Here is a 26478-nt window from a genome sequence, read left to right on the forward strand (position 1 = left end):
TCTTCAGAAGCTAAATGAATGCGGCGATTCCTTCCTGGCCGGTATATTCTGGCCGTTCCCTACGCAGTGGACCGGTGATGACGCCTGACGCCCTCTTATTGAGCCATGACCCTCAGCCGAGCGTGCTGCTCGATAGCCAGGGTCAGCCGCTGGAGTTGAATGCAGCGCTGCTGGCATTGCTCGCACAGCATCCGCACAGCTACGTGCTCGGGTTTCTGCCGAAAAATCATCGCGACCTGGTGCGCGCCTGCCTGGCGCAACAGCGGGCGATCGAAGGGGTCGAGGCGCAGTTTCAGACGCAGATTCTGATCTGGACCTTTATCCCCGATCCGCCCAACAACCGCGTGTTCGCCCGCTGTCTCGTGGCCACCGCCCAAGTGCTGGCCGAGCGTGAAGCGGCCACGGCGCGGCGGCTGTACCGGCTGATCATCGAGAACACCACCGACCTGATTTCCCGGCACACCCCGGACGGGCGCTTTCTGGATGCATCGCCAGCGTCCTGGACCTTGCTCGGCTATTGGCCCGAAGCGCTGCGCGGGCAAATGGCCCAAGGCTTGTTCCACGGCCAGGACCTGGCGAATCTGGTGCAAACCGCGCGCGATGCCCTGGAGCAGAACGGTTATCACACCATGACGTATCGCATCCGCCATCGTGACGGGCATTACCTGTGGTTCGAAACCGCCAGCCGGGCGATTCGCGAGACCTACACCGGGGCGGTGGTCGAAGTGGTGTGCGTGTCCCGGGACATCACCGCGCGGGTACAGGGCGAAGAAAACCGCCGACGCCTGGAAGATGAACTGGCCCACACCGCGCGCCTGGTGACGCTGGGGGAACTGGCCTCGGGCATCGCCCACGAAATCAACCAGCCACTGGCGGCGGTGGTCAATTACGCCAACGCCAGCCAGCGGTATATGCAGGCGTTGACGACCAATCCCCAGGCGGCGGAACGGGTGGCCCAGGGCCTGGAACGCATCACGTTGCACGCCACCCATGCCTCGGAAGTCATCCGGCGTTTGCGCGGCTTCCTGCGCAAGGGCCAGCGGCGCATGCAGGCGCTGAACATGGTGGATGTCGCCCGTGAGGCGGTGCGCTTGTGTGCCTGGGAAGCGACCCATTGCCAAGTGACAATCGAGGATCGACTGCCGGATAATCTGCCGCCCGTTTACGCCGACCGGGTGCTGCTGGAACAAGTACTGCTCAACCTGTTGCGCAACGCCATCGATGCCAACCGCGAACAACATCCGGGCCGCCCGTCGCTGATCGTGATGGCTGCGGGGCAGGGCAGTGCGGCCACGGTGGAGATCAGCGTGCATGACCAGGGGCCGGGCGTCAGCGAACCGGAACTGGAGCAAATATTCACCCCGTTCTTCACCAGCAAACCGGATGGCCTGGGCCTGGGATTGTCCATGAGCCGCAGCATCATCGAAGGTTTCGGCGGCGAGTTACGGGCGCGGCGGCAACCGGTCGGGCTGCTGGTTTACTGCCGTTTGCCACTGGCCGGCCCCATAAAACAACAACAGGAATGACGCAATGGCAGGTGTGACGGAGCACGTGGTGTACGTGGTCGATGATGATCAAGGCATGCTCGATTCGACGGTTTGGCTGCTGGAGTCGGTGGGCCTCAAGGCCTTGCCGTTTACCAGCGGCGTCGAATTTCTGGAGGCCTGCGACGCACGGCTCAACGCCTGCGTGTTGCTCGATGTGCGCATGCCGGGCATGGGCGGTTTGAACGTTCAGGAAGAAATGCGCCTGCGCGAATTGAACCTGCCGATCATCTTCGTCAGCGGCCACGCCGATGTGCCGATCGTGGTCCGTGCCTTCAAGGCCGGCGCCCATGACTTCATCGAAAAACCCTACAACGAACAGCTGCTGCTCGACAGCGTGCAACAAGCCCTCAGCAACTGCGCGGCCAATCGCTCGGGCAATGTGGGCCACGAAGAATTGCAGGCACGCATGCTGACCCTGACCCCACGGGAGCGCGACGTATTGCTGCCGCTGGTGCAGGGTTACACCACCAAGGAAATCGCCGAGCAATTGGGCGTCAGCGCGAAAACCGTCGATTTGTATCGCTCACGGGTGATGAAACGGATGCAGGCCAATACCTTGCCGGACCTGGTGGGGATGGCGATTGCGGCGCAATTGGTCGATCCGTTGAAGCTGCGTTGAATCCATTGCAAGACAGACCGGGCGTCCCTGAGTGGGTAGTCACGGTTGCAGGGCGCGCGCATGATGGGCGAGGCCATTTCACCGAATAGTCGAGCACGTTCTCTGTCGATGGCAGGGACCGGAGGAGGCGTGTTGAAACCCTTTCTACCCAGGCCCAGCGCCTCAACGCTGAACATGTTGCGCCAAGGCTGCCTGCAACGTCGAGATGCGGTGCCTCAAGCGCTAACGGAACAAGCGGTCATCCCCGGTATCCCCAATGCGCGTTACTGGCTGGACCAGGACCTGACGTCGTTTATCCGGGATGCGAGTGAGGCCAACCATCGAGAGTACGAGGCGTTCGCCAGTACCGAGGCACCGGATGACAGGCTGCCGCTGGCCGATATGCTGGCCGTCTCGGGTGGTGGCGACGCCGGCACCTTCGCCGCTGGCATCATTGCCGGATGGTCCCTGCATGGCACCCGACCGGTGTTCAAGGTCGTCACCGGCATCAGCGCCGGCGCCCTGGTGGCCCCGTTTGCTTACCTGGGGCCTGAGTATGACGGGATCATTCTGGGGATCTGCAAGGGCATCGGTCCCAAAGACGTGTTCCATTCGCGCAGCATGCTGACCCGCCTGGCGAGCGACGGTATGGCCGACAGCAAGCCACTGTCGCGCTTGATTGCCAAGTACGTCAGCGCCGAAGTGCTGGCGGCCATCGCCGGGCAATACGCCAAGGGACGACTGCTGATGATCGGCACCACCGACCTGGATTCAGGGCGGGCCGTCACCTGGAACATGGGCGCGATTGCCGCCAGCGGTGCACCAGGAGCGCTCGAACTGTTTCGCAACATCATGGTGGCGTCGATGAGCATTCCCGGCGCGGTCTCACCGGTGATGATCGATGTAGAAGTCGACGGCAAACAGTTCCAGGAAATGCACGTGGACGGCGGCGTCCTCACCCAGGTGTTCCTTTACCCACCGGGCACCGTGATGGCGCTGAACCAGGTGACCGGCGCGCGTTTGCGCCGGGAACGGCATTTCTATGTCATTCGCAACGGCAAACTGGAACCGCAGTGGTCCGGCACCAAGCGTCGTACCTTGAGTATCGGCGGCCGAGCCATCAGCACCTTGATCCAGACCCAGGGCATCAGCGACCTCGATCGAATCTACCGGATCGCCCAACAGGACGGCGCGGACTTCAACCTGGCGTACATCGGCGCCGATTTTGATGGTGCTCGTAGTCGCAAATTCGATGGCGCGTACATGAAGCGGTTATTCGATTACGCCTTTGAACTCAGCGCGAAAGGCTATCCGTGGCATAAATCGCCGAGTACGTGAGCGCGTGGCGTCGCCTGCGTTTGGCGTTGTAGCAGAGCAGCTATAACGCCAGACGCCGCCTCGCTGGGGCTCGACAGCTGCGACAAGCCGAGCGCCAACTGCTACGGATCGCGTTACGGTTTACCGGTACACAACTCCCCCGTGGCGCGGATCAATGCCAGTTCATGCAACTGATCGGTGGCCAGGTTGGCGCGTGCCTTTGCGATCCAGTCCGCGCACTGTGGATCCTTTCGATACGGCGTGAAGTCGGCGTATTGCTGCAATAGGCGGTTTTGCAGCTCATCCAGGCGTGGCCGGATTTGTTTGGCGAGGTCTGGGCGCGGGGTGTCTGGTGCCTTGCCGGTGGCTTGCCATTTGGCGAGCAGGCCGTATTGCACCAGTTTGTTGGCCTCCATCTGCGCCGCCAGTAACTGGCCGACGTCTTCGGGGTCCATTTTACGGTCGGTAGCCAATTGCCTGGCGTTGGCGATGACTTGAGCTTCCCGGGGGCTGTCCTGTATCGGCTTGCCGCTGTCCCATTTGGTCAGGGCGACCAGGTCAGCGATGTTCAGGCGTTCGTTCAACGTCACCAATAGCGGTTGCAAGGTTTCGGGTGGCGCGCTGGCCTGGGCGTCGAGGACGATAAGGCTGAGGCCGGCGCAGCACAGGATGCGAAGTTTCGGTTTAACGCTCATTCATGAGTATCCAGGCAGGGATCGGTCAGATGTCGATCACTACTTTACCGATTGCCTGTCCCGCAGCAACGATGGCGTGAGCGTCATTGACGTTTTCCAGGGTAAAGCGTCGGTCGTCCAGCAGCACCCGCAGTTGCCCGGCTTCAGCCATCCGCGTGGCCTCAGCGAGGATCTCGCCGTGGTGCTTGCGGCCTTTTCCGGTGATCAGCGGCAGCAACGTGAAAACGCCGGAATAGGTCGCGCCCCGGAACGACAGCGGCGCAAGTTTGTGTTCGCCCCAGCCCAGGCAACTGACCACGTGGCCGGTGTAGACCTTCAAGACATCGAACGAGGCGTCCAGTGTCGCGCCGCCGACCGTGTCATACACGATGTCAAACCCTTCGCCGTTGGTGTGTTGCTCAAGATAATCGGCCGGCGCCTGACTGCGGTAATCAATCGCCGTGGCGCCGAAGCCCTCGATGATTGCCAGGCCCTTGCCACTGCCGGTGGCGAACACGTCGGCCCCGCGAGCCCTGGCGATCTGAACGGCCATATGCCCGACACCCCCGGCGCCACCTTGCACCAACACCTGTTGCCCGGCCCGGACCTTGGCCCGATCCACCAAGCCTTCCCAGGCGGTGATGAAAATCAAGGGGAGGGCGGCAGCTTCGCGCATGCTCAGGTTTCGCGGTTTACGCGCCAGCAAATCGGCATCGACGGCAATGTATTGCGCCAGCGAACCCTGGTGACCGCCAATCCCACCGGCCATGCCGTAGACCTGGTCGCCGATATTGAACGCCGTAACGTCGACACCGACCGCTTCGACAACCCCGGCCAGGTCCATGCCCAACACCGCGGGCAACGGTTGCCGCGCATGGCCGCCCTGGCCGCTGCTGATCTTCGTGTCCAATGGGTTCACGCCACTGGCGATGATCTTGATCAACACCTGGTCGGTCTTTATTTCAGGCCGTGGCAGGTTCTGCAGTTGCAGGGCGGCACCGGCATTCAAGGCGACGGCGGCGTGCATGGTGGTCTGGCTCATGGGAACTCCTGTTGAACTGTTTTGGGGCGATGGGCACAGTCTCACGCAGTCGAGCGATTCCGATAAGAGCGTAAATACCTATAGTATTCATTCCAAATCATCGCCAAGTAGGCAGTCATGGATACGTTGGAAGCGATGGCAGTTTTCCTGCGGGTGGTGGAGCGGGGCAGTTTCTCGGCCGTGGCCCGGGAGCTCGGGCTCAGCCAGCCGACCATCAGCAAGCAGATCGGCGCCCTGGAAAACAGGCTGGGCGGTCGGCTGTTCGCCCGCAGCACGCGCAACCTCAGTCTGACGGACGAAGGTCAGCGTTATTACGAGCATTGTCGGCAGATTCTGGCGGCGGTGGACAATGCCGAACACAGCTTCCAGACCGGCCAGGAGCGGGTGGCCGGGCCATTGCGCATCGCTTCTTCAGGCAGTTTCGGACGGATCCAGATCGCGCCTCGGCTGCACGGTTTTCTCCAGCAACACCCCGACGTGTCGATCGATTTGCAATTGAGCGACGAGAACGTTGATTTGATCAGCGAGGGGATTGATGTCGCCGTGCGCATTGGCGAGTTGAAGGACAGCAGCCTGATCGCCCGGCCCATTGGTCTGACGCGACGCCGGGTGTTCGCGGCCCCCAGCTATCTTGAACAGCACGGCGTGCCGGCGGCACCGGATGATTTGAGCGACCACAATTGCCTGGCCTTCAATCAACTGGAGCACTTCGACAGTTGGCGCTTCGAGCACGACGGCCAATGGCGCAGCGTCCAGGTCAAAGGCAATGTGCGCAGCAACAACAGCGAAGCGATTCGGCAGATGGTGCTGAGTGGCTTGGGCCTGTCACTGTCGCCCTCGTGGTTGTTTCGTGAGGACTTGCAGGCCGGGCGCGTGGTGGCGTTGCTGGACGGCTACACACCGCCGTCGTTGCCGATCCATGCGCTGTTTGCTCCGGATCGCCGCCAATCGGCGCGGGTGCGGGCGTTTACCGACTATTTGCGTGATGCGTTTGCGGTGGATGACGACGTTTGCCTGGGTTGAATCAACCCTCAGGTTCAGCCGTACAACTCATTTGCCCTGAGACTGGCTTCTGGAAAAGGACGGTGTTGCCGTCTTGCCAGAAGCTGTAAATCCCCTGGCGATCCTTGCCGGAGTACCGGGCGCCGGCATCACTCGGCACCTGGCTCAGGGTGACCGAGGTGTTCGCCCATTTCAGGTACACCACCGCCGGCTGGGTGCTGAAAAAGGTCGCGGCAATCGGCGTATCAAGTCCGGGACATCGAATCGTTTGCGGGCCTTCGGTCAGTCGGTCCGGGTCCTTGGTCCGCACAATCGCCGAGCCTTGGCGCAACTGATGGGCGCGCTCGGCGTAGCGGCGGATCGCGCATACCTTGGGCTCTGGATCGGTGGCGCACTGATTGCGTTCCAAAGCCCAGAATTTCTGGTCGACGATGATTTTGTCCGGCGCCGGTACTGAACGTTCATCGGTGAGCGCGAGGCGATAGAGACGCGTCAGTTCCATGTCCATCTGCAACAGTTGTGGATCACGGCAGATCAGCTTTTCGAGGGAGGCTTTGGCTTGGGCACAGTCGAAGGTGGTCTTGAGCGGGGGGGGCGGGTCGGCCGCCTGGGCACAGGTGCTGGTCGCCACCCAAAGACTGGCAGCAAACAGACGGGTGAAAAGGGTCGTGAGCGTTTTCATGCTGGCTTCACCCAGATCGTTACGTGATGCCCGGATTGCCGTGGGACCTGTCGATCCATGAACCGTCATTCGTTCGCAGTGGGTGTACGCAGTGTACGTCAGCGCTTGGAACTTGCCACTCCGCCCGGCGGCGGCCAACGAGCCGGGGCGAACAGGGCCATACGCTCACGCACTTCTTGCAGATACAAAAACGCCCCGACAGGTCGTCAGGGCGTTTTTATGTTCCGGCGAACCGCCTACCTCATTTCAGCACCAGCAAGGTATAAACCCCGGCCTCGCTTTCGATCCCGTGGGTGTCATGGGTGAACCCGGGGAAGGATTTGTCGAAGGCTTCCAGCGCCTTGAGATACGCCAGCAGCGGCCCGTCCGCAGGCCCGGCGTTTTCGCCTGGCATCAGCAATGGAATGCCTGGCGGATACGGCACGATGCCGGTAGCGACGATGCGTCCGGCGGCTTCTTCCAGGGTGACCCGTTCGATGTCGTTGCGCACCAGTTTCTCGTAGGCTTGCACCGGGCTGAATTCGGCTTTGGGCAGCATGCCGAAAGCCTGGGCCATGTTGGCGGTGGTCTTGTGTTTCTTCATGGCGGCGAAGATGTCGTCGGCCAGGTCCTTGAGGCCCATGCCGGCGTATCGCGTCTGGTTGGCGGCCAGCAGGTCCGGCAGGCACAGCTCCAGCTCGACGTTGTTGTCATAGTCGCGCTTGAAGTCGAGGAGGGCGTTGACCAGGGTGCCCCACTTGCCTTTGGTGATGCCGATGGAGAACAGGAACAGGATGGTGAAATCGGTGGTTTTCTCGACCACGATGCCCTGGCGACCGAGGTACGCCGTGAGCACACAGGCCGGAATACCTGAGTCGAGCAAATTGCCGTCGTCGCCCATGCCGGGGCTGAGCACCGAGACCTTGATCGGGTCCAGCATGCAGTAGCCGTCCTCAATGTCACCGAAACCGTGCCACACCTCGTTCGGGTGCAGGACCCAGCAGTTCGGCTCGGTTTTCAGCAGCACTGGATCGACTTCATGGAATGGAACGGTCGTGCCGCCAACGTGTACCGACGGCGGCTGCCAGCAGGTGAAAAACCAGTCGTCCTTGCTCAGCATCTCGTTGTGCATGCGCGAGATGACCTGGCGGAACGACACGGCTTCTTCGATGGACTCGGTGGTGAGGATCTGCCCACTCGGGGCTTCCATCATCGCCGAGCTGACATCACAGGAGGCCATGATCGCGTAGTTGGGCGAGGTGGAGGCGTGCATCATGAACGACTCGTTGAAACGCCCGTGGTCGATGGGATTGCGACCGTTGCGCACGTGAATCATCGAGGCCTGGGAGAGGGCGGCCAGCAGTTTGTGGGTCGATTGGGTGGCGAACACGGTGGGCTTGGACGCGTCGTGATCGTCCGGGCTGCCGTGCATCGCGAAGCGCTCGCGATACAACGGATTGAACCGCGCGTAACCGTACCAGGCCTCGTCGAAATGCAGGCGATCCACGCTCTGGCCCAACAGCTCTTCAACCCGGGTGACGTTGTAGGTCAGGCCGTCGTAGGTCGAGTTGGTGATGATCGCGTGGACCGGCGTCGGGTCGATGCCGTCCCTGACCAACGGGTTGTTGGCGATGGCCGCTTTCACGCCTTCGGCACTCAGGGTTTGCGGCAGGATCGGGCCGATGATGCCGAAGCGGTTGCGGGTCGGCACCAGGTAGGTCGGGATCGCCCCGGACAGGGTCATCGCGTGTTCGGCGGACTTGTGGCAGTTGCGATCGCACAGGGCAATCTGATTACGTGTGACGCTGGCCATGAGGATGACGCGGTTGGACGTCGATGAACCGTTGGTCACGTAATAGGTGCGGTGGGCGCCGAAGACTTTGGCGGCGTAGCGTTCGCCCTGGCCGATCGGGCCGCTGTGATCGAGCAGCGAACCGAGTTCACCGACTGAAATCGACAGGTCGGAACGCAGGAGGTTTTCCCCGAAGAACTCATAAAACGCCCGGCCCGCCGTGCTTTTCAGAAACGCGGTGCCGCCGGCATGGCCGGGGGTGTGCCAGGAATATTCATAAGTACGGGCGAACTTCACCAGCGCGCCGAACATCGGCGGCAGCGCGGCCTGGCGATAGCGTTCGATGGCGGCGAGGATGCGCCCGCTGAGGAAACGACTGGTGTCCTCGGGCAGCCAGATAAAGTCGTCGGCGTGCTGCATCACCACCAGCGGAATGTTCGACGCGGTGCTGCGGTCACTGATCAGGAACACCGGCACGCGGGTATTGCGTTCGCGCAGGCTAACCAGCAATTTGATGCATTCTTCGTGGTTTTCGCTCTTGTCCATTTCCCAGCTGAGCAACACGCATTGCACGGCAGGATCGGTGCACAGGATCGACGTCGCATCGCTGAGGGTTTCCGAGGCGATGACGTGGACGGCGCGTTCTTCCACATCGTGGATCAATTGATCCAGGGCGCGACCGAAGACGGTGCGTTTGTCCGGCGGGTTGCTCACCAGCAGCGTGAGCATCCCGAGGGTTTGTCGATATTGCGTCATGACTGAGGCTCCAAAGTGGCGGATTGCAAGCGGTTGACCGGCACCGGCTCGCCCGTGATGTGCTGCGCGCTGACGGTTTGGGTCGGCACGCTGTTATTGAGGGCTTCGAGGCGGATCAGGCGGTTATTGACGAAGCCGAACAGCGTGTAACCAAAGATCGTCGCTACGCCGCCGAGCATCAGTGCCTGCTCGCCCGAACTGTAGAGCGCCAGGTAGCTGTAGGCCGCCGCGACCCAGGCGATGATGTTGGTCACCAGCGCCTTGCCAGCGGGCACGTTGGACACTTTCTGCATGGTCGCCAGCGCGGCCATGGACAGGATGTACGGCACCAGGTTGGTCACCACCGCCAGGTTGACGAGGGTGTCGAACTGTTTGCTCAGGTCCGGGCTGATGGTGAGCAGGCCCAACGCGGTCTGCCCGGCGAGCAGGATCAGCATGCCGACAATCGGCGTGCCGGCCTTGTTGGCCTTGGCGAATATCGGCAGGAAATAGCCGGTGTCCGCCGAGCTCTTGAACACCTGGGCAATGGTGAATTGCCAACCGAGCAGCGAGCCGATGCAGGCCATAATCATCGCGGCCATCACGATATCGCCGATCAGCGGCGTGAACATTTTGGCGAACACCAGCCCGAACGGGGCGGTGGAGGAGGCCAGCTCGGGGTTGGAGACGATGCCGGCAATGACGTTGGTGGAAACGATGTAGATCACCGCCGCCCCCAGGGTGCCGCCTAGGACCGCAATCGGCACGTTCTTCTCGGGGTTCTCCACGGCATCGGTGTTGGCGCACGCCGATTCCAGCCCCAGGAACGCCCACAAGGTGATCGCCACGGAAGCGCCCGCAGCTTCCATCCAGCCCTTGTTGTGCGGGTTCCAGCCAGCGGCGTACGTGCTGCTGTCGAACCAGAACCAGCCGATGGTCGACACCAGCACCACTGGCGCAATAACCCCCCAAACCGTCACCGCACCGATGCGCCCGGTAATCCGCGCGCCACCGAAGTTGGCGAAGGTGGTGATCCACAGCAAGGCAATGGTCGCCAGACCCACTTGCAGCGAGTCCAGCTTCACGTCGAACAGCACCTGGATGTAGCCAACCGCCGTAATGCTGATCGCCACATTGGCAATCAGCAGCGACGCGCCGTAGGTGTAGTTGGTCAGGTAGTTCCCGGCCTTGCCGAACGTATATTCGGCATAGCCACCCATGCCGCCGGTCTTGCGACTGAGCATCCCGCACCGGGCAAAGGCATACGCCAGAGCCAGTGAGCCAGTTGCAGTGATCAGCCAGGAAAGAATGGAAATGGCGCCGACTTCGGCGAGTTTGGTGGGTAACAACACAATGCCCGAGCCCAACATGTTGACGGCCGTCAACATCGTCAGTTGCCCCACACTCATTTTCTTCGCGACTGACATTCCGTTGCCTCATTAGATTGCGTTGTGGAATTTAGATATAGCAAAGGATGCAGAGGGTGCAACGCGACGGAGGTTCAATAGCGGATATGAATAAGGCTGAAAACCTGGATTTTGAAGCCCGTTAGCCGGGAACCGGGTTAGAGTGCTCGTCGACATCTGCTCATCCGGTCCTTCTTCGTGTCGTCGCGCCAAGCGGTTCCAGGGAACGAACCGGGCTAAAAAACCGTATATCAACCGTTATGTGAAGAATGAATCGTCCGCTGTTTGTTTCTCTGGATGGCCCCAAGGGCGCCGGTAAAACCACACTGTTGGAGGCCGTTACGAAAGTACTGAGGGCCGACAACAAAAAGGTGATCCGGCTTTGCGAGAGTAAAAGCGATCCCTACAGGGGTGAAACTATGGCCCTCGTGAACAAACTCGTCAGAAATCCTACCCGGGATTTGGAGTTGAGGGTTTGTGAACGCTTTGCTGATAGTCGTGCCTGGATTTCGCAGCACGTGCTGACTAAACAGCCGCCCGACAGCCTCATCCTGATCGACCGCTGGTACCCGTCTGATGCAGCGTTTCGCCGAATGATCCCGTTTGCAGAGATTCTGCAGTTGAACATTGATCGAAACGTGCAAGTGCCAGACCTGCATGTCGGGGTTGTCACCGACCCTGAACTGTCATGGGCGAGAGCTGCGGCACGACGGCGTGGGTTGAGCAGTACGGTGATGTACAAGCTGGAAGATCATGTCGCTTGTACCCAGGCGTTCGAACGAGCGATCGCCGATCACGGCTGGGTGTTATGCCGTAATGAAGGAACGATCGAAGACGCAACGATGCAGGTGGTTTGCGAGATCTACAAAGTCCTTCGATTCACCGTATAGCGCTTAATTGTTCAAATGTAAGGCACGGTTACCGAGAGGGTCCGTTCAGACACATCATTTAACATAATATACATTACACGTAACAAGATGTTTCAGGATTAGCCTGGTTGCCCGAAGATTGGGCCTGACCACGCCAGGTCCTTCACGTGTAAATACTTCTGAACGACTTGAAGCACTCGATCTCGATCTCGATCACCTGCACCGCATTACCCCTGCGTCATTTTCTCGATCAGCGCCGTATGCTCGGGAAACTGCGCCGTGAGTTTCTGGCGGTCGCTCATTTCCATATCCGCGTAATCGAATCCAGGCGAAACCGCTTCACTGATCAGACCGTAACCCGCAGGTCCGTCGATAATCCGCGAAGCCTTCCAGATACCGCCGGGTACGTGCAACTGCAAACACTGACCCGCAACAACGTCGCCGCCCATCACCACAGTTTGCAATGTGCCGTCCGGGAAAATCAGGCTGTACTGGATTGCATCGCCCAGATGGTAGTAATGCACGATGTCGGATTGGTTGAAGTGAAAATAGCCAATGGGCGAATTCCGAGTCAGCAAGTAATAGATGGAGGTCATCAAATAGCGCTGGCCGCGCTCGGTCTCGACCATGGGGTGGCGATCCGATTGAAAGGTTCTGCGGTAATAACCGCCTTCAACGTGTTCTTCCAATTCGAGAGCGTTGATCAGTTCCTTGGCATTGGGTTGGCTGTGCATCTTCCTGTGTCCTTCTTCCATAATGGTGCTGATATAAAAGTATTTTTTATAACTAAACTAAACGGTCATTTAGCATAGTTATTATTTTATAGCATATACGCGCGAACACCCTGCTCTACACAGCGCCAATTAAAGTGCGGTCAATCCGTAGGATAAACCGCACGTCTGTATCAATGAATCATGATGCTGTTGTAGTCAGTGCTTAACGTCGCTAGATGAGATTTGTATCGATTCAGGAATCTCGACAACTCAGCCTGGGTGTAATCCATACGTTTCAGATTATCCAGATTCAGCGAAAACCCCAACCATACACCCGCCACAGTAATGATTTCCTCACCGACTGTTCTGCGTTGACGGCTTACTTCCACGATGGCGTTGATGTCGGATAAGGCATCCTCGGCCGTCTGAAGCTCTCTGTTCAACCCATCCTTCAACTGAGAGAGGCTCTGAATCTCCTTGTCCAGATTGTTCCGTGAGGTCGCCAGTTCACTGTACTTGATGCCGTCAGACACAACGCCCAGCACCTTTCTGACCAGTTCAATCCCCTGCTTCACCGCTTCTTTTTTCGGATTCTCCATGTCCAGGCCGTCAAGCGCTTCACCGTCTGGGATGTAGTTTTTATACATGTCCGCCAGGTTGAACTCGCGAATCACGTCCTGCGCCTTGATCAGCGTGTCTCGCTGCTGCTCGGCTTTCGCTTTGCTCAGGCTGTGATCATTTAACTCCACCAGGATTCTGGTTTTGCGCGCCCTGGCCACTTTCAGCGGTTCATCCGCACGCTCATCTATTTCAACCCTGTAAAGGCTGCGTACTTCGTTCTCGAGAAACCGGGAGCGGTCGGTAAACTTGGCTTCAACGCCTTCCAGCATCGCCTCGATGTTGCGTTTGATGTTCACGACTTCCTCGCCGACCATTTCTCGATCTTGCGCCGTCAGATCATTCCTGGCCAAAGCGTCGTTCAACTCGGCGAGGGCATCAAAGTAGCTCTGGCCGGTGGCGCCATTCAGCGCGGTCAGCAATACCGGGAAAGATTCACGCATGGTTTTATCGATGTTGTTCAGATACGCGGAAACCCGCAGCGCCCTCTCCTGCAATACGTCGGACCGGTTCTGTCGGAAGCTGGCCAGCCTCGAAATATCGCGAATGGTTTGAATGATTTTTTTAACGTCGATGTCGGGAATACGCGGATTATCGATCGGTGTCACATTAGTCATGGCAGTCATCCTTTGGTCGCCGGGCAATCAATTAAAGTTCTTTTTGTATTCTTCCAGGGCTTCATTAAATACAGCCACCAACTCACCTGCGGTGTTTTTCACATCACGCCACGGGTCGATGACCATCGCGAACTCCGCGACAAATGAGGTCAGGCGCAAGGCATCGTTGATCCGTGCGAATTGTTCGGCGGATGCATCGATCTTGCTCAGAATGGTTTGCCACATCGTGTTGAGGATATTGAGTGCCGCTTCAGCGCCGGCCATGCGGATGCCGATATCGCCAAAGTTCGACAGGGAGCTCTCCATGGCGCTTTGCAATCCTTCCTTGCCACTGACGGACAGTTCCAACTCATCAACTTCGCTTTTCAGCGCATTGCGCTCTTTGCGGGCGGCTTCGGCTTTCGGACCAAAGATCGAACCGGAAATCGGCCAGAAAATTGGCAAGCCACCGGAAAACGACATACCGACGTAATAGTCGTAGTCCTTATCCAACTGGGTGATCCGGTCTTTTTTGGTCCGGATGGCTTCTTTGGAACTGGCGATGGATTCGAGCAGACTGTTGCGTTCCATCAGGTCGTACTTGGCCTTGACCTCGGACTGCAAGCCAAAGGCTCGCTTGCCGGTGGACAATTCGCCACCGGCCAGTTCGATCTTGAAGTTGGAAATACGGTTTTTAAGCTCTTTGGTTGCGCCCTGCTGGCGTTTGATATCGGCCTTCATCAGCTCGATGATTTCAGTCACCGCGGACGCGACTTCACCGTCATCCGAGGTATATCGGATACCTTCCAGTTCATCTTTGCTCCGTTGACCCAAGGTGGTCCGGACCCGGTCCATGATCGGCATTTCCTTGATCACGGAAATGATCTCGCCACCACTGCTGACAATGTTTTTAGCCGCCGAACTCAAGTCGATGCTTTGCTGGATGATCTTGTTTTCGACCGCATCCCAACTGGCGGCGTGTATGCGGATTTTCTTGAATAACACCTGGATATCACTGGGTTCCAGCCCGGGGATATCGAGCCTGGTGTATTTCAGGTACGACTCGACTTCCGGCAGTTCGCTCGGCAGTGACAAACCTTTCTTCACATACTGTTTTATTTTGATGACATCTTCTTTGGTAAATACCCCGGCACTGCGAGCCACACCCGGATATTCACCCGAGATCAGATGCAGTACAGCTTTGGGAAGATCATTACTGCTTTCTGAATCTTTCAACACAACAGACATACGTTTGCCTCGGTTCATTGATGTCGATAGCGACGAACAGAAGCTAGATGACCGTGGTGCCTCGTCAAATAAAAGGAATGCTTGGCGGAATCTCTAACTACTTGATGTGCAAAGAAATAGATTCGAAAGTCGATCGGCCCCGAAACATCGAGCTACATATGCAGGATGCGTCCTACAGGCAATTACTAGTTGCCGGCTTAGTTACACTCGACTGCCACGCTTGAGCGTCTCACTCGGCAACTCTTTGAACAGCGCGTAATAACTGCTGGAAAACCTCCCCAAATGCCAGAACGACCAATGCATCGCCACTTCGGCGACCGTGGTCTGCATCGCTGTGCGGCTGAGTAATTCGCGATGCGCACTATTGAGCCGGCGCAAGCGCAACCAATGGGTCGGTGTCATGCCGGTAAAGGCCTTGAACGCATGCTGTAACTGACGCAGCGAAACCCCCGCGACTTGGGAAAGCTCGAGCAGATTGAGGGTTTCTTCTGGCGCATCGGCGGCCCATTCGCCGACGCGCTTCATGATCGTTCGCTCCTCGGTCCGCCGCTGCAACCCGCCCTGATCCAGGCGCACGCAGGCGTTGTCGAGGATGTACAGGCAGTCTTCCAGCAGTTGCAGGGTCAAGGCTTCGCGACTGGGCGGGTCCAGGGTTTGTGCCAATCGGGTCAAGGTCCCGCTTAACCAGCGGCTGAACAGCGCGTTCTGCTGGCAATTGAGCGGCGACATGAACAGCCCTTCCAGCCGTGTCACATTCAAGCCATGGCGCTGCACGAACTCAGGACCGAACACCACGGCGATCTCCTGATAGTTCTCCGGGGTGATCCAGATGTTGCGACTTTCGCCATTCAGCACGTACAGCGAGTTGTCACTGCGATCAAAACAGAACGCCAGTGATCCCTGCGGCGCACTGAAATTCTGCTCGACCCGGGTGTTCATGTGTTCTTCGTAAATCTCTACGCCTTGCAGGTCCAGATAACGCACCAGCCCGGCGAAATGCCCCGGCGACATCTGCTGGTAATGCTGCACCCAACCCGGTGTGGCGCGGATTTGCTCGGCGACATCGGCGGTATTGAACGCTTGGACTTGTAACGGATTGCACACTGTCATGGGTGACCTTACGCACTCGTTTGGTGCGTTTTGGTGCTGCTTAAAGTGGATAGATGGAACCGCAAGGCTCGCCCAAGATAGTCGTCAACGCGCTTCAGGGGAAGTGTCTGTCGGATGCGACCGCCCTCCCCGGCGTTACCAAAACCAATAACGAGGTCTTTATGAATGTCCCTTTCGATCAGCTGTTCACGTGGCTGAAAGATCACAAGATTACTGAGGTCGAGTGTGTGGTCAGCGACTTGACCGGCATCGCTCGCGGCAAGATTGCACCCACCAACAAGTTCCTGCATGAGCGAGGCATGCGCCTGCCGGAAAGTGTGCTTCTGCAAACAGTAACCGGGGATTTTGTCGACGACGACATCTACTACGACCTGCTCGACCCGGCCGATATCGACATGGTCTGCAAACCCGTGGCCGACGCGGTGTATGTGATTCCATGGGCCATCGAGCCGACCGCCATCGTGATCCACGACACCTTCGACAAGTTCGGCAACCCGATCGAACTGTCGCCGCGCAACGTGCTGAAGAAAGTCTTGCAGCTGTACACCGACAAGGGCTGGAAGCCAATTGTCGCGCCGGAAATGGAGTTCTACCTGACCCAGCGCTGTGAAGATCCGGACTTGCCGCTCAAGGCACCCCTGGGCCGTTCCGGCCGAGCGGAAAGTGGCCGGCAATCGTTCTCCATCGATGCCGCCAACGAATTCGATCCGTTGTTCGAAGACGTCTACGACTGGTGCGAACTCCAGGGCCTGGACCTCGACACGCTGATCCACGAAGACGGCCCGGCGCAGATGGAAATCAACTTCCGCCACGGCGATGCCCTCGACCTGGCCGACCAGATCACCGTGTTCAAACGCACCCTGCGCGAAGCGGCGCTCAAGCACAACGTGACCGCGACCTTCATGGCCAAGCCGATTGGCGACGAGCCGGGCAGCGCCATGCATTTGCACCAGAGCGTGGTCGACATCGTCACCGGTCAGCCGATCTTCGCTGATGCCGACGGCAAGATGAGCGAGTTGTTCCTGCACCACATCGGCGGCCTGCAAAAGTACATCCCGAAAGTGCTGCCGATGTTCGCGCCCAACGTGAACTCGTTCCGCCGCTTTCTGCCGGACACCTCGGCACCGGTGAACGTTGAATGGGGCGAAGAAAACCGCACCGTCGGCCTGCGTGTGCCGACCTCCACCCCGGACGCCATGCGCGTGGAAAACCGTTTGCCGGGCGCCGATGCCAACCCGTACCTGGCGATTGCCGCGAGCCTGTTGTGCGGTTACCTCGGCATGGTCGAGAAGATCGAGCCGAGCGCCGCGGTGCAGGGCCGCGCCTATGAACGACGCAACCTGCGCCTGCCGATCACCATCGAAGACGCCCTGAGCCAGATGGAAGAATGCGAAACCGTCGGGCGTTACCTGGGCAGCAAATTCGTGCGCGGGTATGTCGCCGTGAAACGCGCCGAACATGAAAACTTCAAGCGCGTGATCAGTTCCTGGGAGCGGGAGTTTCTGCTGCTGAGCGTCTAATCCGGCAAAGGGACGCAGAGCGTCCCGGGCTGCATTCCCACGCAGAGCGTGGGAACGATCATCCAACAACAAAAAGAGGTGTCGAATGCGTCTATTGAAATCCGTGGTTCCGGTCGCGCTGGCGATCATGTTCAGTGCCGGTGCCCAGGCTCAGCCACAGGTCAGCGTCTACAACTGGACCGATTACATCGGCGAAACCACCCTCGCCGACTTCCAGGGCAAAACCGGGATCAAGGTGATCTACGACGTATTCGACTCCAACGAAACCCTGGAAGGCAAATTGCTCGCCGGCCGCACCGGGTATGACGTGGTGGTGCCGTCCAACCACTTCCTCGCGCGCCAGGTGAAGGCCGGGGCGTTCCTCAAACTGGACCGCTCGCAACTGCCCAACTTCAAGAACCTCGACCCGAAACTGCTGACGCTGTTGGAGAAAAACGATCCCGAGAACGCGCATTCGGTGCCGTACCTGTGGGGCACCAACGGCATCGGCTACAACGTCGACAAGGTCAAGCAAGTGCTGGGCATCGACCATATCGATTCCTGGGCCGTGCTGTTCGAGCCGGAGAACATCAAGAAACTCAGCCAGTGCGGCGTATCGATGATGGACTCGGCGGATGAAGTGTTCCCGGCGGTGCTCAACTACATGGGCATGGACCCGCGCAGCGAAAACCCCGAGGACTTCAAAAAAGCTGAAGCCAAGCTCATGAGCATTCGGCCGTACATCACCTATTTCCATTCGTCGAAATACGTTTCTGACCTGGCCAACGGCGACATCTGCGTGGCGTTCGGTTACTCCGGCGACGTGTTCCAGGCCGCCAATCGGGCCAAGGAAGCGAAGAACGGCGTGAACATCGCCTATGCCATTCCAAAGGAAGGCAGCAACTTGTGGTTTGACCTGCTGGCGATTCCCGCCGACGCCGCCAACACCAAAGAAGCCCTCGCCTTCATCAATTACCTGCTGGACCCGCAAGTGATCGCCAAGGTCAGCGCCTCGGTGGGTTACGCCAACCCGAACCCGGCCGCCAAGCAGTACATGGACGAGGCGTTGGTGAACAACCCTGAGGTCTATCCTTCCCAGGCGGTGCTCGACAAGCTCTACATTTCTACCACCCCGCCCCAGGCGATCATGCGTTTGATGACCCGTTCCTGGAGCAAAGTGAAGTCCAACAAATGAATCAGTACAGCCACGAACACGCCCATTCCTATTACGCCGCCACGGCGAAGCGCCTGGCGCCCTACCCCACGTTGGCCTCGGACCTTGACGCCGATGTCTGCGTGATCGGCGGCGGGTTCACGGGTGTCAACACCGCCATCGAACTGGCGCAACGCGGGCTGTCGGTGATCCTGCTGGAGGCCCGGCGCATTGGCTGGGGCGCCAGCGGGCGCAACGGCGGGCAGTTGATTCGCGGCATCGGCCATGATGTCAGCGGGTTTGCCCGCTATGTCGGTGCAGAAGGCGTGCGTTACATGGAGCAGGCCGGGGTTGAATCCGTGGCGCTCGTGGGCAACCGCATCCGCGAACACGGGATCGACTGCGACCTGCGCTGGGGCTTCTGTGAACTGGCGAACACGGCGGCGCAGTTTGCGGCGTTCAAGGTTGAGCAAGAAGGTCTCATCGAACAGGGTTACGCCCATGAGACCCGACTGATCGGGCCGGAACAGATTCGCCAGCAAGTGGTGAATTCCGGGGTGTATGCCGGTGGCTTGATCGACATGGGCTCCGGGCATCTGCACCCGCTCAACCTGGTATTGGGCGAAGCGAGTCTGGCCGTGTCCCTCGGCGTGCGGATCTTCGAGCAAAGTCCGGTGCTGGAGTTGATCCATGGCAGCACCGTGCAGGTTCGTTGTGCCGGCGGCACGATCCGCGCCGGCAGCGTGGTGCTGGGTTGCAACGCGCATCTTGAAGAATTGGAACCGAAACTCAGCGGCAAGGTGCTGCCGGCGGGCAGCTACATCATCGCCACCGAACCGTTGTCAGAAGAAGTCGCCGCACAGTTGATCCCGCAGAACCTGGCGCTGTGCGACCAGAAGGTCGGCCTGGATTACTACCGGCTCTCGGCGGACCGGCGCTTGCTGTTCGGCGGCGCCTGTCACTACTCCGGGCGCGATCCTTCGGACATCGCCGCTTACATGCGCCCGGCCATGCTCAAGGTGTTCCCGCAACTGGCCAGCGTGCGCATTGACTATCAATGGGGCGGCAAGATCGGCATCTCGGCCAACCGTTTTCCCCAGGTCGGCCGCTTGAGCCAGTACCCGAACGTGTTCTACGCTCAGGGTTATTCCGGCCATGGCCTGAATGTGACCCACTGGTGCGCCAAGCTGCTGGGTGAAGCGATCCACGCCGGCCACAGCAAAGGCTTCGATGTGTTCAGCGCCGTGCCGCACATGACCTTCCCCGGCGGCCGCGCCTTGCGCTCACCGCTGCTGGCGCTGGGCATGTTCTGGTATCGCTTGCGCGAGATGCTTGGCTGACACCTTCTTCTTGGTGAAAACCCTCGCTCCTACATTGGGTCGTCGCATCCCTTTGAACCGCCTTTCGATTTGCTCTATCGCAAGGCACTTCTATATTGAGGAGGTGCTCTGACTTCCTTGCGAATGCGACCCATGGCCACGACTGACCCGTTGATCATCTGCGAGCACTGCGACTGCGTGTATGAAAAAGTCACGCTCGCCAAACATCAGAAAACCCTGTGCACCCGCTGTGGTGGCGTGCTCCAGCGGTATAACGGCCTGACGCTGGAGCAGCGCCTGGCCTTGACCTTCACGGCGCTGGTGTTGTGGATTTTCGCCAACTTTTTCCCGGTCATGAGCATCAGCCTCAAAGGCCTGAAAAACAGCGCCACACTGTGGGATTCGGTACTGGCCCTGAGCCTTGGCCCGATCACCTTCATTGCCATGGTGGCGGCAATCGCCATGATCATCGCGCCGATCATTCAACTGGTCCTGTTGATCTGGGTCCTGAGCTTCGCCCTCGCCCGTCAGCGCTCGCCAGGGTTTCGCTTCAGCATGCGCTGGCTGGAAACCCTGCGGCCCTGGAGCATGCTGGAAGTTTGCCTGCTGGGAGCGATGGTCGCGGTGATCAAGCTCGCCGGGTTGCTCGATGTGCTGCCCGGCATCGGCCTGTTCGCCCTGGCCATTCTCAGCTTGATGATGATCCGCATTGCCGGGCGCGATATCCGTGAACTGTGGGACGAGCTATGACAACGCCCCCGGTCGCCAGCGAACTGGGCCTGTGCCTGTGTCACAGCTGCGGCATGGCCTGCGACATGACCAACGATCCTCAGGAATGCGAACGCTGCGGCGCCCCGTTGCATCGGCGCAAGGTCAACTCTCTGGCCCGGACCTGGGCCTACCTGTTCGCCGCGCTGGCGTTCTATGTCCCGGCCAATCTGTTGCCAGTGATGAACACCAAAATGGTCGGTGCCGGTGCCGACAGCACCATCATGAGCGGCGTGCTGGAGTTCTGGGAGGCCGGAGCCTGGGACATTGCCCTGATCATTTTTATCGCCAGTATCGCCGTGCCCGGCATCAAATTCGTCGCCCTGACGCTGCTGCTGATCACCGTTCAGCGCGACAGCCTGTGGGCGCGCAAGGAGCGCTCGAAGCTGTTCCGTTTCGTCGAGGTCATCGGTTATTGGTCGATGCTCGATGTCATCGTGGTCGCGCTGGTCGCTTCGCTGGTGAAATTCCAGGCCCTGGCTGACATCGAACCGCGGCCCGGCATTCTGTTTTTTGGCCTGGTGGTGGTCTTCACCATGCTCTCGGCGATGAGTTTCGACCCACGATTGATTTGGGATAAAGCGCCCCATAACGAGGAGGTCACGGATGAAGTCGCAAGCCACTGACGGGCCGCAAGCCCCGGGACAGGCCAGTATCAAGACTCGCCGTTTCAGCGTTTCGCTGGTGTGGATCGTGCCGATCGTGGCCGTGCTGGTGGGGATTTCCCTGGTGGTGCACAGCCTCATGCAAGAAGGCCCGACCATTGTCGTGACCTTCAAGACCGGCAACGGCCTGACCGCCAACAAGACCGAGGTCAAGTACCGCAACGTGGTAATCGGGCATGTCTCTGACGTGGAGTTGAGCAAAGACCAGAAGAGTGTCGATGCCACCATCAAACTCGCCAAACAGGCAGAAACCTTCACCCGCGAAGACTCGCAGTTCTGGGTGGTGCGCCCGCGCATCGGCGCGGGTGGGGTCTCGGGCATCGATACGCTGTTGTCCGGCGACTACATCGGCGCCGATATCGGTCACGCCAACGGTCGTGCGAAAAACTTCACCGGCCTGGAGAACCCGCCGCCGATCACCTACGGCGAACCGGGCAAGCGCTTTACCCTGCACTCCCAGGATCTCGGTTCGCTGGATATCGGCTCGCCGGTCTACTACCGCAAGATCCCGGTCGGCCAAGTGGTGGCGTATGCGCTGGATGCGGACGGCAAAGGGGTCAATCTTGAAGTCTTCGTGCACTCGCCCAACGACGCCTACGTCACCGAAAACACCCGGTTCTGGAACGCCAGCGGCATCGACCTGAACATCGGCGCCAACGGGTTCGCGGTGAAGACCGAATCGCTGTCCTCGCTGTTGGTGGGCGGTATTGCCTTCATCGCCCCGCAGTACAGCCCCAACGATCAACCCGCCGCCGAGGATAAGACCTTCGAGCTGTTCGACGACCAGACCACCGCCCTCGCCCCGCCCAATGGCAAGGCGCAGTACCTGAGCCTGCGTTTCGACCAGGCCCTGCGCGGGCTCAAGGTCGATGCTCCGGTGGAATTCCTCGGCATGGAAATCGGCAAGGTGGTGGCGATCAATCTGGATTTCGACGAGAAGAAACGCAGCTTCCCGGTCAACGTCGGCATCGTGATTTACCCGCAACGCCTCGGCCAGGCTCATACCAAAATGATCAAGGCGTTGATGCATGACCCCAATGACGAAGCCGCCGGCGTACGCCTGATGGGCACGTTTATCGAAAACGGCCTTCGCGCACAGGCCCGCAGCGGCAATCTGCTGACCGGTCAGCTGTACATCTCGCTGGATTTCTACCCCAAGGCGGAGAAGGTCAAGTTCGATCCGGACGCGCGGCCGGTCAGCATCCCGACCATCCCCGGCAGCCTCGAGCAATTGCAGGAAAAACTCGAGGCCATGGTCAACAAGATCAACCAACTGCCGGTGGAACGGATTGCCAGCAACCTCGACAGCAACCTCGTCGAGTTGCGCAAAGGCCTGGCGCAATTCAACGCCAAGACCCTGCCCGGCGTGCAGACGACCCTGGCGGACGTCAGCAAGACCCTGAATTCGGCCAGTTCGACCCTCGCCGAAGATTCGCCGCAACGGGAACAACTGACCCAGACCCTGGACGAACTCAAACGCATGTCGCGTTCCCTGCGGGAACTCTCGGATTACCTGGGACGGCACCCGGAATCGCTGATTCGCGGGCGCCCCGACAATGCAGCGCCGGCCGACCTGCAAGGGCCACCGCGTAACTGACCACAGGAGCAACACCCATGGCTTTTTCGCCGAAGATCACCCTGGTCGCTGCGTTGCTGCTGCTCGCGGCGTGTCGCAGCGATCCGATTCACTTTCATACCCTGACCCCGGCGCAACTGGCTAGGGGCAATGGCGACGAAATCAAGATCGAAGGCATCAGCGTGCCGCCCCAGGTCGATCGGCCGCAGATCGTCATTCGCCAGGGCAACAGCGGTCTGGCGATCCTTGAAACCGATTGGTGGGGCGCGAGCCTGTCGGACGAGTTGCGCAGTGCGCTGGTGGATCAACTGTCCAACGCCAATTCCCAACGCAAGGTGTCGTTGCGGGTGGATGTGCAGCGTTTCGACTCGATTCCCGGCCAGTACGGCTTGATCGATGTCAAATGGCGCCTGCGGCCGCTGGGTGCAGGCGATAACTCGCTGGTGACGTGCCGCAGTACGTTGCAGACACCGTCCGGGCCTTCCATTGAGGATTTGGTGACGGCGCAGCAGAACAACGTCAAACGCCTGGCTGCGGTGATCAGTCAAGCGGCGGCCACGCAACGGGGTTGCCCGGCGCCTCTCTGAAAGTACCTGCTCTGCAATGAACCCGCTCAACGGCGAAATACCTGCCGTTGAGTTGTTATTTCCTATTCGTAATGCCGGAATAACTTTAACTGTTTCTCTCGTCGTATTTGACATTGGTTTTCAAACACACCCACGCCATTCGACTTAATCGACTACGCTCCGACCACTGAAACTAAAAGGAAACAGTTTCGTGAATAACAGAGCCTTTCTCCGCAAATTTTTCACATTCGTTTCACCGTGCTCATACGCGCCGCCCCTTAGTGTGCCGAGCATTCCTGAAAGTTTGACTAAGCAGGTTTCAATACTGTCGTATAAGGGGCAGCACCGTGATCGAATCAGTGTCATCCGCCATGCCGTCGCGCCGCTGGCGACCGTCGAAACTCGTCAGGATTATCAGCGTGTCAGTCTTGTTGACAGTGGCAGCGCTGGTCACCGGTTTCGTCGTGTGGCATCGATCCCCGGTCAACCTGGGCAATGCGAATGCCCAGGCTCGCGCCGAACTGCTCCGGCACTGGCGCGCCGGCGACGTGGTGGTATTGGTGCGTCATGCCGAGCGCTGCGACCGCTCCAGCAACCCTTGCCTGGGTCCGGCGGACGGCATTACCGAACTCGGCAGTCAGTCTGCAGCCTCGGTGGGCCAAGGCTTTATGCGCCTGGGCATGGCTCAGGCCGACGTTTTTACCAGCCCGGTCACGCGCACCCAACAAACCGCGCACTATATGTTCGGCAAGGAAGCGCTGACCCAGGCCTGGCTGGCCAGTTGTGGCGACACCCTGCGCGACGATGTGATCGCGCACAAGGTGGCCCATCGCAATACAGTGCTGGTCACCCACAGCGGTTGCATCAGCGATTTCGAGGTCCAGACCGGTTTCAAGCACGCGGCCACCGCCGAATACAGCAGTTCATTGTTTGCCAGTATTGGCAGCGATGGGCAACTTCAAGTACTGGGCGTACTGAATGACGCTGATTGGCGTTCGCTGTTGAACGATAAATCGTTGAAGTAAGGCTGCGGTCGTTAGTTATTTAAAGTTGAGACTGTTAGTTCGCTACTCATCAATAAACATCTCTCTGGCTTGAATTCCTTCAGGCGCTGTTCAGCGAGGATGGCTGATAGTGCGCTGGATCCACAGCGTCCTCGCGTTAAGGATTTCTCATGACGTCCCATCACAATCTGTTGCAACACCCGGCGGCGAAGCTGCACAGACGCCCCGCCCCTGCACCCACCGCCGTCGAACGCTGGATCGTTCCCGGTTTGCTCCTGGCCTTCGTGCTGTTCTATCTGCTGCCGTTGATGAGCCACGGCTTGTGGATTCCCGACGAAACCCGCTATGGCCAGATCAGCCAGGAAATGCGCCTGAGCGGTGACTGGATCGCCCCGCATTTCATGGGTATCCGTTATTTCGAAAAACCCATCGCCGGCTACTGGATGATCGCCATCGCCCAGGCGGTGTTCGGCGATAACCTGTTCGGTGTGCGGATCGCCTCGGCGTTGAGCACCGGGCTGAGCGTGTGGCTGACCTACCTGATTGCCCGCCGACTGTGGAACGACCCGCGCAAAAGTGGCGCGTGCGCGTTGCTCTACATGAGTTTCGGGCTGATTGCCGGGCAAGCCGGTTATGCGAACCTCGATCCGCAATTCACGTTCTGGGTGAACTTGAGTCTGGTGGCGTTGTGGTTCGCCCTCGATAACCCTTCAGGTAAACAACGCCTCGGTGCCTGGACCTTGTTGGGGGTTGCCTGCGGCATGGGCTTTATGACCAAGGGTTTCCTCGCCTGGCTGTTGCCGGTGCTGATCGCCCTGCCCTACATGCTCTGGCAACGTCGCTTGGGCGAGTTGCTGCGCTACGGGCCGATAGCGCTGGTTGTGGCTGCCGTGACCTGCCTGCCGTGGGTGCTTGCCATTCACCATCAGGAACCGGACTTCTGGCGGTTTTTCTTCTGGAATGAGCACATTCGCCGGTTTGCCGCTGACGACGCGCAACACGCCCGGCCGTGGTGGTTCTACCTGCCGTTGCTGGTGGCTTCGAGCCTGCCTTGGGCGGCGTTGTTGCCGTCGACCTTTATCCAGGCCTGGAAAAACAAGCGTGAACCGGCCATGGGTTTCCTGCTGTTGTGGCTGCTGTTGCCCCTGACCTTTTTCAGCCTGAGCAGCGGCAAGTTGCCGACCTACATCATGCCGTGCCTGCTGCCGCTGGCGTTGCTGATGGGGCATGCCCTGACGGGCCTTATCGATCAGGCGCAAGACCGGGCCATTCGTTTCAACGGTGCCATCAATGTGGTGTTGGGCTGCGTTGGCCTGATCGCCTTGATATACATCCAGGCAACCAAGGAAATCTTCGAAAACACCGAGATGTTCAGCCTGTCCCTGGCCTATATCGTGTTGGCCGGCTGGATCATCGCCAATGCGTTGCAAGTCTCACGACCCTTGCAGTTCTGGGCTGCGCCGGCTTTGGGCAGCTGGCTACTGGTGGCGCTGCTGCCAGCGGCGATGCCGGCGACGATCGTCAACAGCAAGATGCCTGACCAGTTCATTGCCGAACACCTGGAAGCGCTGAGCCAGACCTCCTCCCTGCTCAGTAACGACCTGGGTGCGGCATCGGCCTTGTCCTGGCGACTGAAGCGACCTCAGGTTGACCTGTTCAACACCATTGGCGAGCTGAAATATGGTCTGGACGATCCGGCCATGGATTCGCGCAAAGTCACCAAGGACAGCGTTGGTCAATGGATGACTGAAGCACGCAAGAAAGGCTCGGTAGGGGTGGTGATGCGGGTCAACAGTGTGCAAGAGGTCCAGGAAGTCGAGTTGTTGCCGGTGGATGGCAAGCGCTATGAGCGTGGCAATCTTGAAATTCTGATTTTCCCGCAAAGTCCGTAACGACAAACACCAAACCTGTGGGAGCGGGCTTGCTCGCGAATGCGGTGCATCAGTCAAAGCAGGTGGCGACTGACACGACGTCTTCGCGAACAAGCCCGCTCCCACAAG

General features: G+C 59.3%; 23 protein-coding genes. 14 read left to right on the top strand and 9 right to left on the bottom strand.

Annotated elements, in window-relative coordinates; genetic code table 11:
- The first annotated feature begins 77 nt into the window (after positions 1–77).
- From ACZ89E_RS06855 to ACZ89E_RS06865, 3 genes are all read left to right on the top strand, one after another.
- A complete protein-coding gene (locus ACZ89E_RS06855; protein ID WP_476255182.1) occupies positions 78–1526 on the top strand; it encodes a sensor histidine kinase in 1449 nt (482 codons plus the stop codon).
- A gap of 4 nt (positions 1527–1530) precedes the next feature.
- Entirely contained in the window at positions 1531–2166 is a 636-nt protein-coding gene (locus ACZ89E_RS06860) for a response regulator transcription factor (protein ID WP_149660408.1), read from the top strand.
- 174 nt (positions 2167–2340) lie between these two features.
- The gene (locus ACZ89E_RS06865; protein ID WP_476257023.1) at positions 2341–3483 is read left to right on the top strand and encodes a patatin-like phospholipase family protein; all 1143 of its coding nucleotides are present in this window, start codon (positions 2341–2343) and stop codon (positions 3481–3483) included.
- A gap of 113 nt (positions 3484–3596) precedes the next feature.
- Here ACZ89E_RS06865 and ACZ89E_RS06870 read toward each other — a convergent pair whose 3' ends face one another.
- Together ACZ89E_RS06870 and ACZ89E_RS06875 are read right to left on the bottom strand one after the other, a co-directional pair.
- Complete coding sequence (locus ACZ89E_RS06870; RefSeq protein WP_476255183.1) at positions 3597–4157, bottom strand: chorismate mutase; 561 nt, start codon at positions 4155–4157, stop codon at positions 3597–3599.
- Between the two features lie 25 nt (positions 4158–4182).
- Positions 4183–5178: a zinc-dependent alcohol dehydrogenase family protein gene (locus ACZ89E_RS06875; RefSeq protein WP_476255184.1), complete on the bottom strand. Its 996-nt coding sequence runs from the start codon at positions 5176–5178 to the stop codon at positions 4183–4185.
- A 117-nt stretch (positions 5179–5295) separates the two neighbouring features.
- Between ACZ89E_RS06875 and ACZ89E_RS06880 the strand changes: the two genes are divergently transcribed.
- Positions 5296–6201, top strand: coding sequence for a LysR family transcriptional regulator (locus ACZ89E_RS06880; protein WP_476255185.1), 906 nt, complete (start codon positions 5296–5298; stop codon positions 6199–6201).
- A gap of 1 nt (position 6202) precedes the next feature.
- Here the strand turns inward: ACZ89E_RS06880 and ACZ89E_RS06885 are convergent, their stop codons facing one another.
- The 3 genes from ACZ89E_RS06885 to potE form a co-directional block, all read right to left on the bottom strand.
- Positions 6203–6862, bottom strand: coding sequence for an MliC family protein (locus ACZ89E_RS06885; RefSeq protein ID WP_476255186.1), 660 nt, complete (start codon positions 6860–6862; stop codon positions 6203–6205).
- Between the two features lie 241 nt (positions 6863–7103).
- Entirely contained in the window at positions 7104–9389 is a 2286-nt protein-coding gene (locus tag ACZ89E_RS06890; protein ID WP_463257382.1) for an Orn/Lys/Arg family decarboxylase, read from the bottom strand.
- Positions 9386–10795: a putrescine-ornithine antiporter gene (gene potE, locus ACZ89E_RS06895; RefSeq protein ID WP_149660414.1), complete on the bottom strand. Its 1410-nt coding sequence runs from the start codon at positions 10793–10795 to the stop codon at positions 9386–9388. Before potE ends, ACZ89E_RS06890 begins: the two co-directional genes overlap by 4 nt.
- Positions 10796–11043: 248 nt before the next feature.
- Here potE and ACZ89E_RS06900 point away from each other — a divergent pair, with 248 nt between their 5' ends.
- Complete coding sequence (locus tag ACZ89E_RS06900; protein WP_149660415.1) at positions 11044–11664, top strand: dTMP kinase; 621 nt, start codon at positions 11044–11046, stop codon at positions 11662–11664.
- A gap of 206 nt (positions 11665–11870) precedes the next feature.
- Here ACZ89E_RS06900 and ACZ89E_RS06905 read toward each other — a convergent pair whose 3' ends face one another.
- The 4 genes from ACZ89E_RS06905 to ACZ89E_RS06920 all read right to left on the bottom strand — a co-directional run bounded on the left by ACZ89E_RS06905 (position 11871) and on the right by ACZ89E_RS06920 (position 15928).
- On the bottom strand, positions 11871–12377 hold the full coding sequence (locus ACZ89E_RS06905; RefSeq protein ID WP_178129209.1) for a cupin domain-containing protein: 507 nt from the start codon (positions 12375–12377) through the stop codon (positions 11871–11873).
- Between the two features lie 170 nt (positions 12378–12547).
- Positions 12548–13591 (bottom strand): alpha-xenorhabdolysin family binary toxin subunit B, encoded by a 1044-nt coding sequence (locus ACZ89E_RS06910; protein ID WP_476255187.1) that lies wholly within the window; start codon positions 13589–13591, stop codon positions 12548–12550.
- A gap of 27 nt (positions 13592–13618) precedes the next feature.
- Positions 13619–14818 (bottom strand): alpha-xenorhabdolysin family binary toxin subunit A, encoded by a 1200-nt coding sequence (locus ACZ89E_RS06915; RefSeq protein WP_476255188.1) that lies wholly within the window; start codon positions 14816–14818, stop codon positions 13619–13621.
- A gap of 201 nt (positions 14819–15019) precedes the next feature.
- A complete protein-coding gene (locus ACZ89E_RS06920; RefSeq protein ID WP_149660742.1) occupies positions 15020–15928 on the bottom strand; it encodes a helix-turn-helix domain-containing protein in 909 nt (302 codons plus the stop codon).
- Positions 15929–16089: 161 nt separating this feature from the next.
- Here ACZ89E_RS06920 and ACZ89E_RS06925 point away from each other — a divergent pair, with 161 nt between their 5' ends.
- From ACZ89E_RS06925 to arnT, 9 genes are all read left to right on the top strand, one after another.
- Positions 16090–17448, top strand: coding sequence for a glutamine synthetase family protein (locus tag ACZ89E_RS06925; protein ID WP_149660741.1), 1359 nt, complete (start codon positions 16090–16092; stop codon positions 17446–17448).
- 85 nt (positions 17449–17533) lie between these two features.
- Positions 17534–18622: a polyamine ABC transporter substrate-binding protein gene (locus ACZ89E_RS06930; RefSeq protein WP_476255189.1), complete on the top strand. Its 1089-nt coding sequence runs from the start codon at positions 17534–17536 to the stop codon at positions 18620–18622.
- Positions 18619–19920 carry an NAD(P)/FAD-dependent oxidoreductase gene (locus ACZ89E_RS06935; protein ID WP_476255190.1) on the top strand — a complete coding sequence of 434 codons (1302 nt, stop codon included), beginning with the start codon at positions 18619–18621 and terminating at the stop codon, positions 19918–19920. Before ACZ89E_RS06930 ends, ACZ89E_RS06935 begins: the two co-directional genes overlap by 4 nt.
- Before the next feature lie 132 nt (positions 19921–20052).
- Positions 20053–20649, top strand: a complete 597-nt coding sequence (locus ACZ89E_RS06940) for a paraquat-inducible protein A (RefSeq protein WP_476255191.1) — start codon at positions 20053–20055, stop codon at positions 20647–20649.
- The gene (locus ACZ89E_RS06945; RefSeq protein WP_149661989.1) at positions 20646–21293 is read left to right on the top strand and encodes a paraquat-inducible protein A; all 648 of its coding nucleotides are present in this window, start codon (positions 20646–20648) and stop codon (positions 21291–21293) included. Before ACZ89E_RS06940 ends, ACZ89E_RS06945 begins: the two co-directional genes overlap by 4 nt.
- Positions 21274–22929, top strand: coding sequence for a PqiB family protein (locus ACZ89E_RS06950; protein WP_149661990.1), 1656 nt, complete (start codon positions 21274–21276; stop codon positions 22927–22929). The genes ACZ89E_RS06945 and ACZ89E_RS06950 overlap by 20 nt, the downstream gene beginning before the upstream one ends.
- 17 nt (positions 22930–22946) lie before the next feature.
- On the top strand, positions 22947–23495 hold the full coding sequence (locus tag ACZ89E_RS06955) for a PqiC family protein (protein WP_463257352.1): 549 nt from the start codon (positions 22947–22949) through the stop codon (positions 23493–23495).
- Between the two features lie 326 nt (positions 23496–23821).
- Positions 23822–24499: a lipopolysaccharide core heptose(II)-phosphate phosphatase PmrG gene (gene pmrG, locus ACZ89E_RS06960; protein WP_476255192.1), complete on the top strand. Its 678-nt coding sequence runs from the start codon at positions 23822–23824 to the stop codon at positions 24497–24499.
- A 149-nt stretch (positions 24500–24648) separates the two neighbouring features.
- On the top strand, positions 24649–26370 hold the full coding sequence (arnT, locus tag ACZ89E_RS06965) for a lipid IV(A) 4-amino-4-deoxy-L-arabinosyltransferase (protein ID WP_476255193.1): 1722 nt from the start codon (positions 24649–24651) through the stop codon (positions 26368–26370).
- The last annotated feature ends 108 nt before the right edge of the window (positions 26371–26478 follow it).

The sequence above is a fragment of the Pseudomonas sp. TE3899 genome, assembly GCF_056279105.1.

What these genes read in the sequence shown, in the direction of transcription:
- ACZ89E_RS06925 (WP_149660741.1), top strand. Translation starts at nt 16,090, where the DNA reads ATGAATGTCCCTTTCGATCAGCTGTTCACGTGGCTGAAAGATCACAAG.
- ACZ89E_RS06880 (WP_476255185.1), top strand. Translation starts at nt 5,296, where the DNA reads ATGGATACGTTGGAAGCGATGGCAGTTTTCCTGCGGGTGGTGGAGCGG.
- ACZ89E_RS06865 (WP_476257023.1), top strand. Translation starts at nt 2,341, where the DNA reads ATGTTGCGCCAAGGCTGCCTGCAACGTCGAGATGCGGTGCCTCAAGCG.
- potE (WP_149660414.1), bottom strand. Translation starts at nt 10,795, where the DNA reads ATGTCAGTCGCGAAGAAAATGAGTGTGGGGCAACTGACGATGTTGACG.
- ACZ89E_RS06950 (WP_149661990.1), top strand. Translation starts at nt 21,274, where the DNA reads ATGAAGTCGCAAGCCACTGACGGGCCGCAAGCCCCGGGACAGGCCAGT.
- ACZ89E_RS06940 (WP_476255191.1), top strand. Translation starts at nt 20,053, where the DNA reads ATGGCCACGACTGACCCGTTGATCATCTGCGAGCACTGCGACTGCGTG.
- ACZ89E_RS06900 (WP_149660415.1), top strand. Translation starts at nt 11,044, where the DNA reads ATGAATCGTCCGCTGTTTGTTTCTCTGGATGGCCCCAAGGGCGCCGGT.
- ACZ89E_RS06855 (WP_476255182.1), top strand. Translation starts at nt 78, where the DNA reads ATGACGCCTGACGCCCTCTTATTGAGCCATGACCCTCAGCCGAGCGTG.
- ACZ89E_RS06885 (WP_476255186.1), bottom strand. Translation starts at nt 6,862, where the DNA reads ATGAAAACGCTCACGACCCTTTTCACCCGTCTGTTTGCTGCCAGTCTT.
- ACZ89E_RS06930 (WP_476255189.1), top strand. Translation starts at nt 17,534, where the DNA reads ATGCGTCTATTGAAATCCGTGGTTCCGGTCGCGCTGGCGATCATGTTC.
- ACZ89E_RS06915 (WP_476255188.1), bottom strand. Translation starts at nt 14,818, where the DNA reads ATGTCTGTTGTGTTGAAAGATTCAGAAAGCAGTAATGATCTTCCCAAA.
- ACZ89E_RS06920 (WP_149660742.1), bottom strand. Translation starts at nt 15,928, where the DNA reads ATGACAGTGTGCAATCCGTTACAAGTCCAAGCGTTCAATACCGCCGAT.
- ACZ89E_RS06860 (WP_149660408.1), top strand. Translation starts at nt 1,531, where the DNA reads ATGGCAGGTGTGACGGAGCACGTGGTGTACGTGGTCGATGATGATCAA.
- ACZ89E_RS06935 (WP_476255190.1), top strand. Translation starts at nt 18,619, where the DNA reads ATGAATCAGTACAGCCACGAACACGCCCATTCCTATTACGCCGCCACG.
- ACZ89E_RS06945 (WP_149661989.1), top strand. Translation starts at nt 20,646, where the DNA reads ATGACAACGCCCCCGGTCGCCAGCGAACTGGGCCTGTGCCTGTGTCAC.
- ACZ89E_RS06870 (WP_476255183.1), bottom strand. Translation starts at nt 4,157, where the DNA reads ATGAGCGTTAAACCGAAACTTCGCATCCTGTGCTGCGCCGGCCTCAGC.
- ACZ89E_RS06890 (WP_463257382.1), bottom strand. Translation starts at nt 9,389, where the DNA reads ATGACGCAATATCGACAAACCCTCGGGATGCTCACGCTGCTGGTGAGC.
- ACZ89E_RS06955 (WP_463257352.1), top strand. Translation starts at nt 22,947, where the DNA reads ATGGCTTTTTCGCCGAAGATCACCCTGGTCGCTGCGTTGCTGCTGCTC.
- ACZ89E_RS06910 (WP_476255187.1), bottom strand. Translation starts at nt 13,591, where the DNA reads ATGACTAATGTGACACCGATCGATAATCCGCGTATTCCCGACATCGAC.
- ACZ89E_RS06905 (WP_178129209.1), bottom strand. Translation starts at nt 12,377, where the DNA reads ATGCACAGCCAACCCAATGCCAAGGAACTGATCAACGCTCTCGAATTG.
- ACZ89E_RS06875 (WP_476255184.1), bottom strand. Translation starts at nt 5,178, where the DNA reads ATGAGCCAGACCACCATGCACGCCGCCGTCGCCTTGAATGCCGGTGCC.
- arnT (WP_476255193.1), top strand. Translation starts at nt 24,649, where the DNA reads ATGACGTCCCATCACAATCTGTTGCAACACCCGGCGGCGAAGCTGCAC.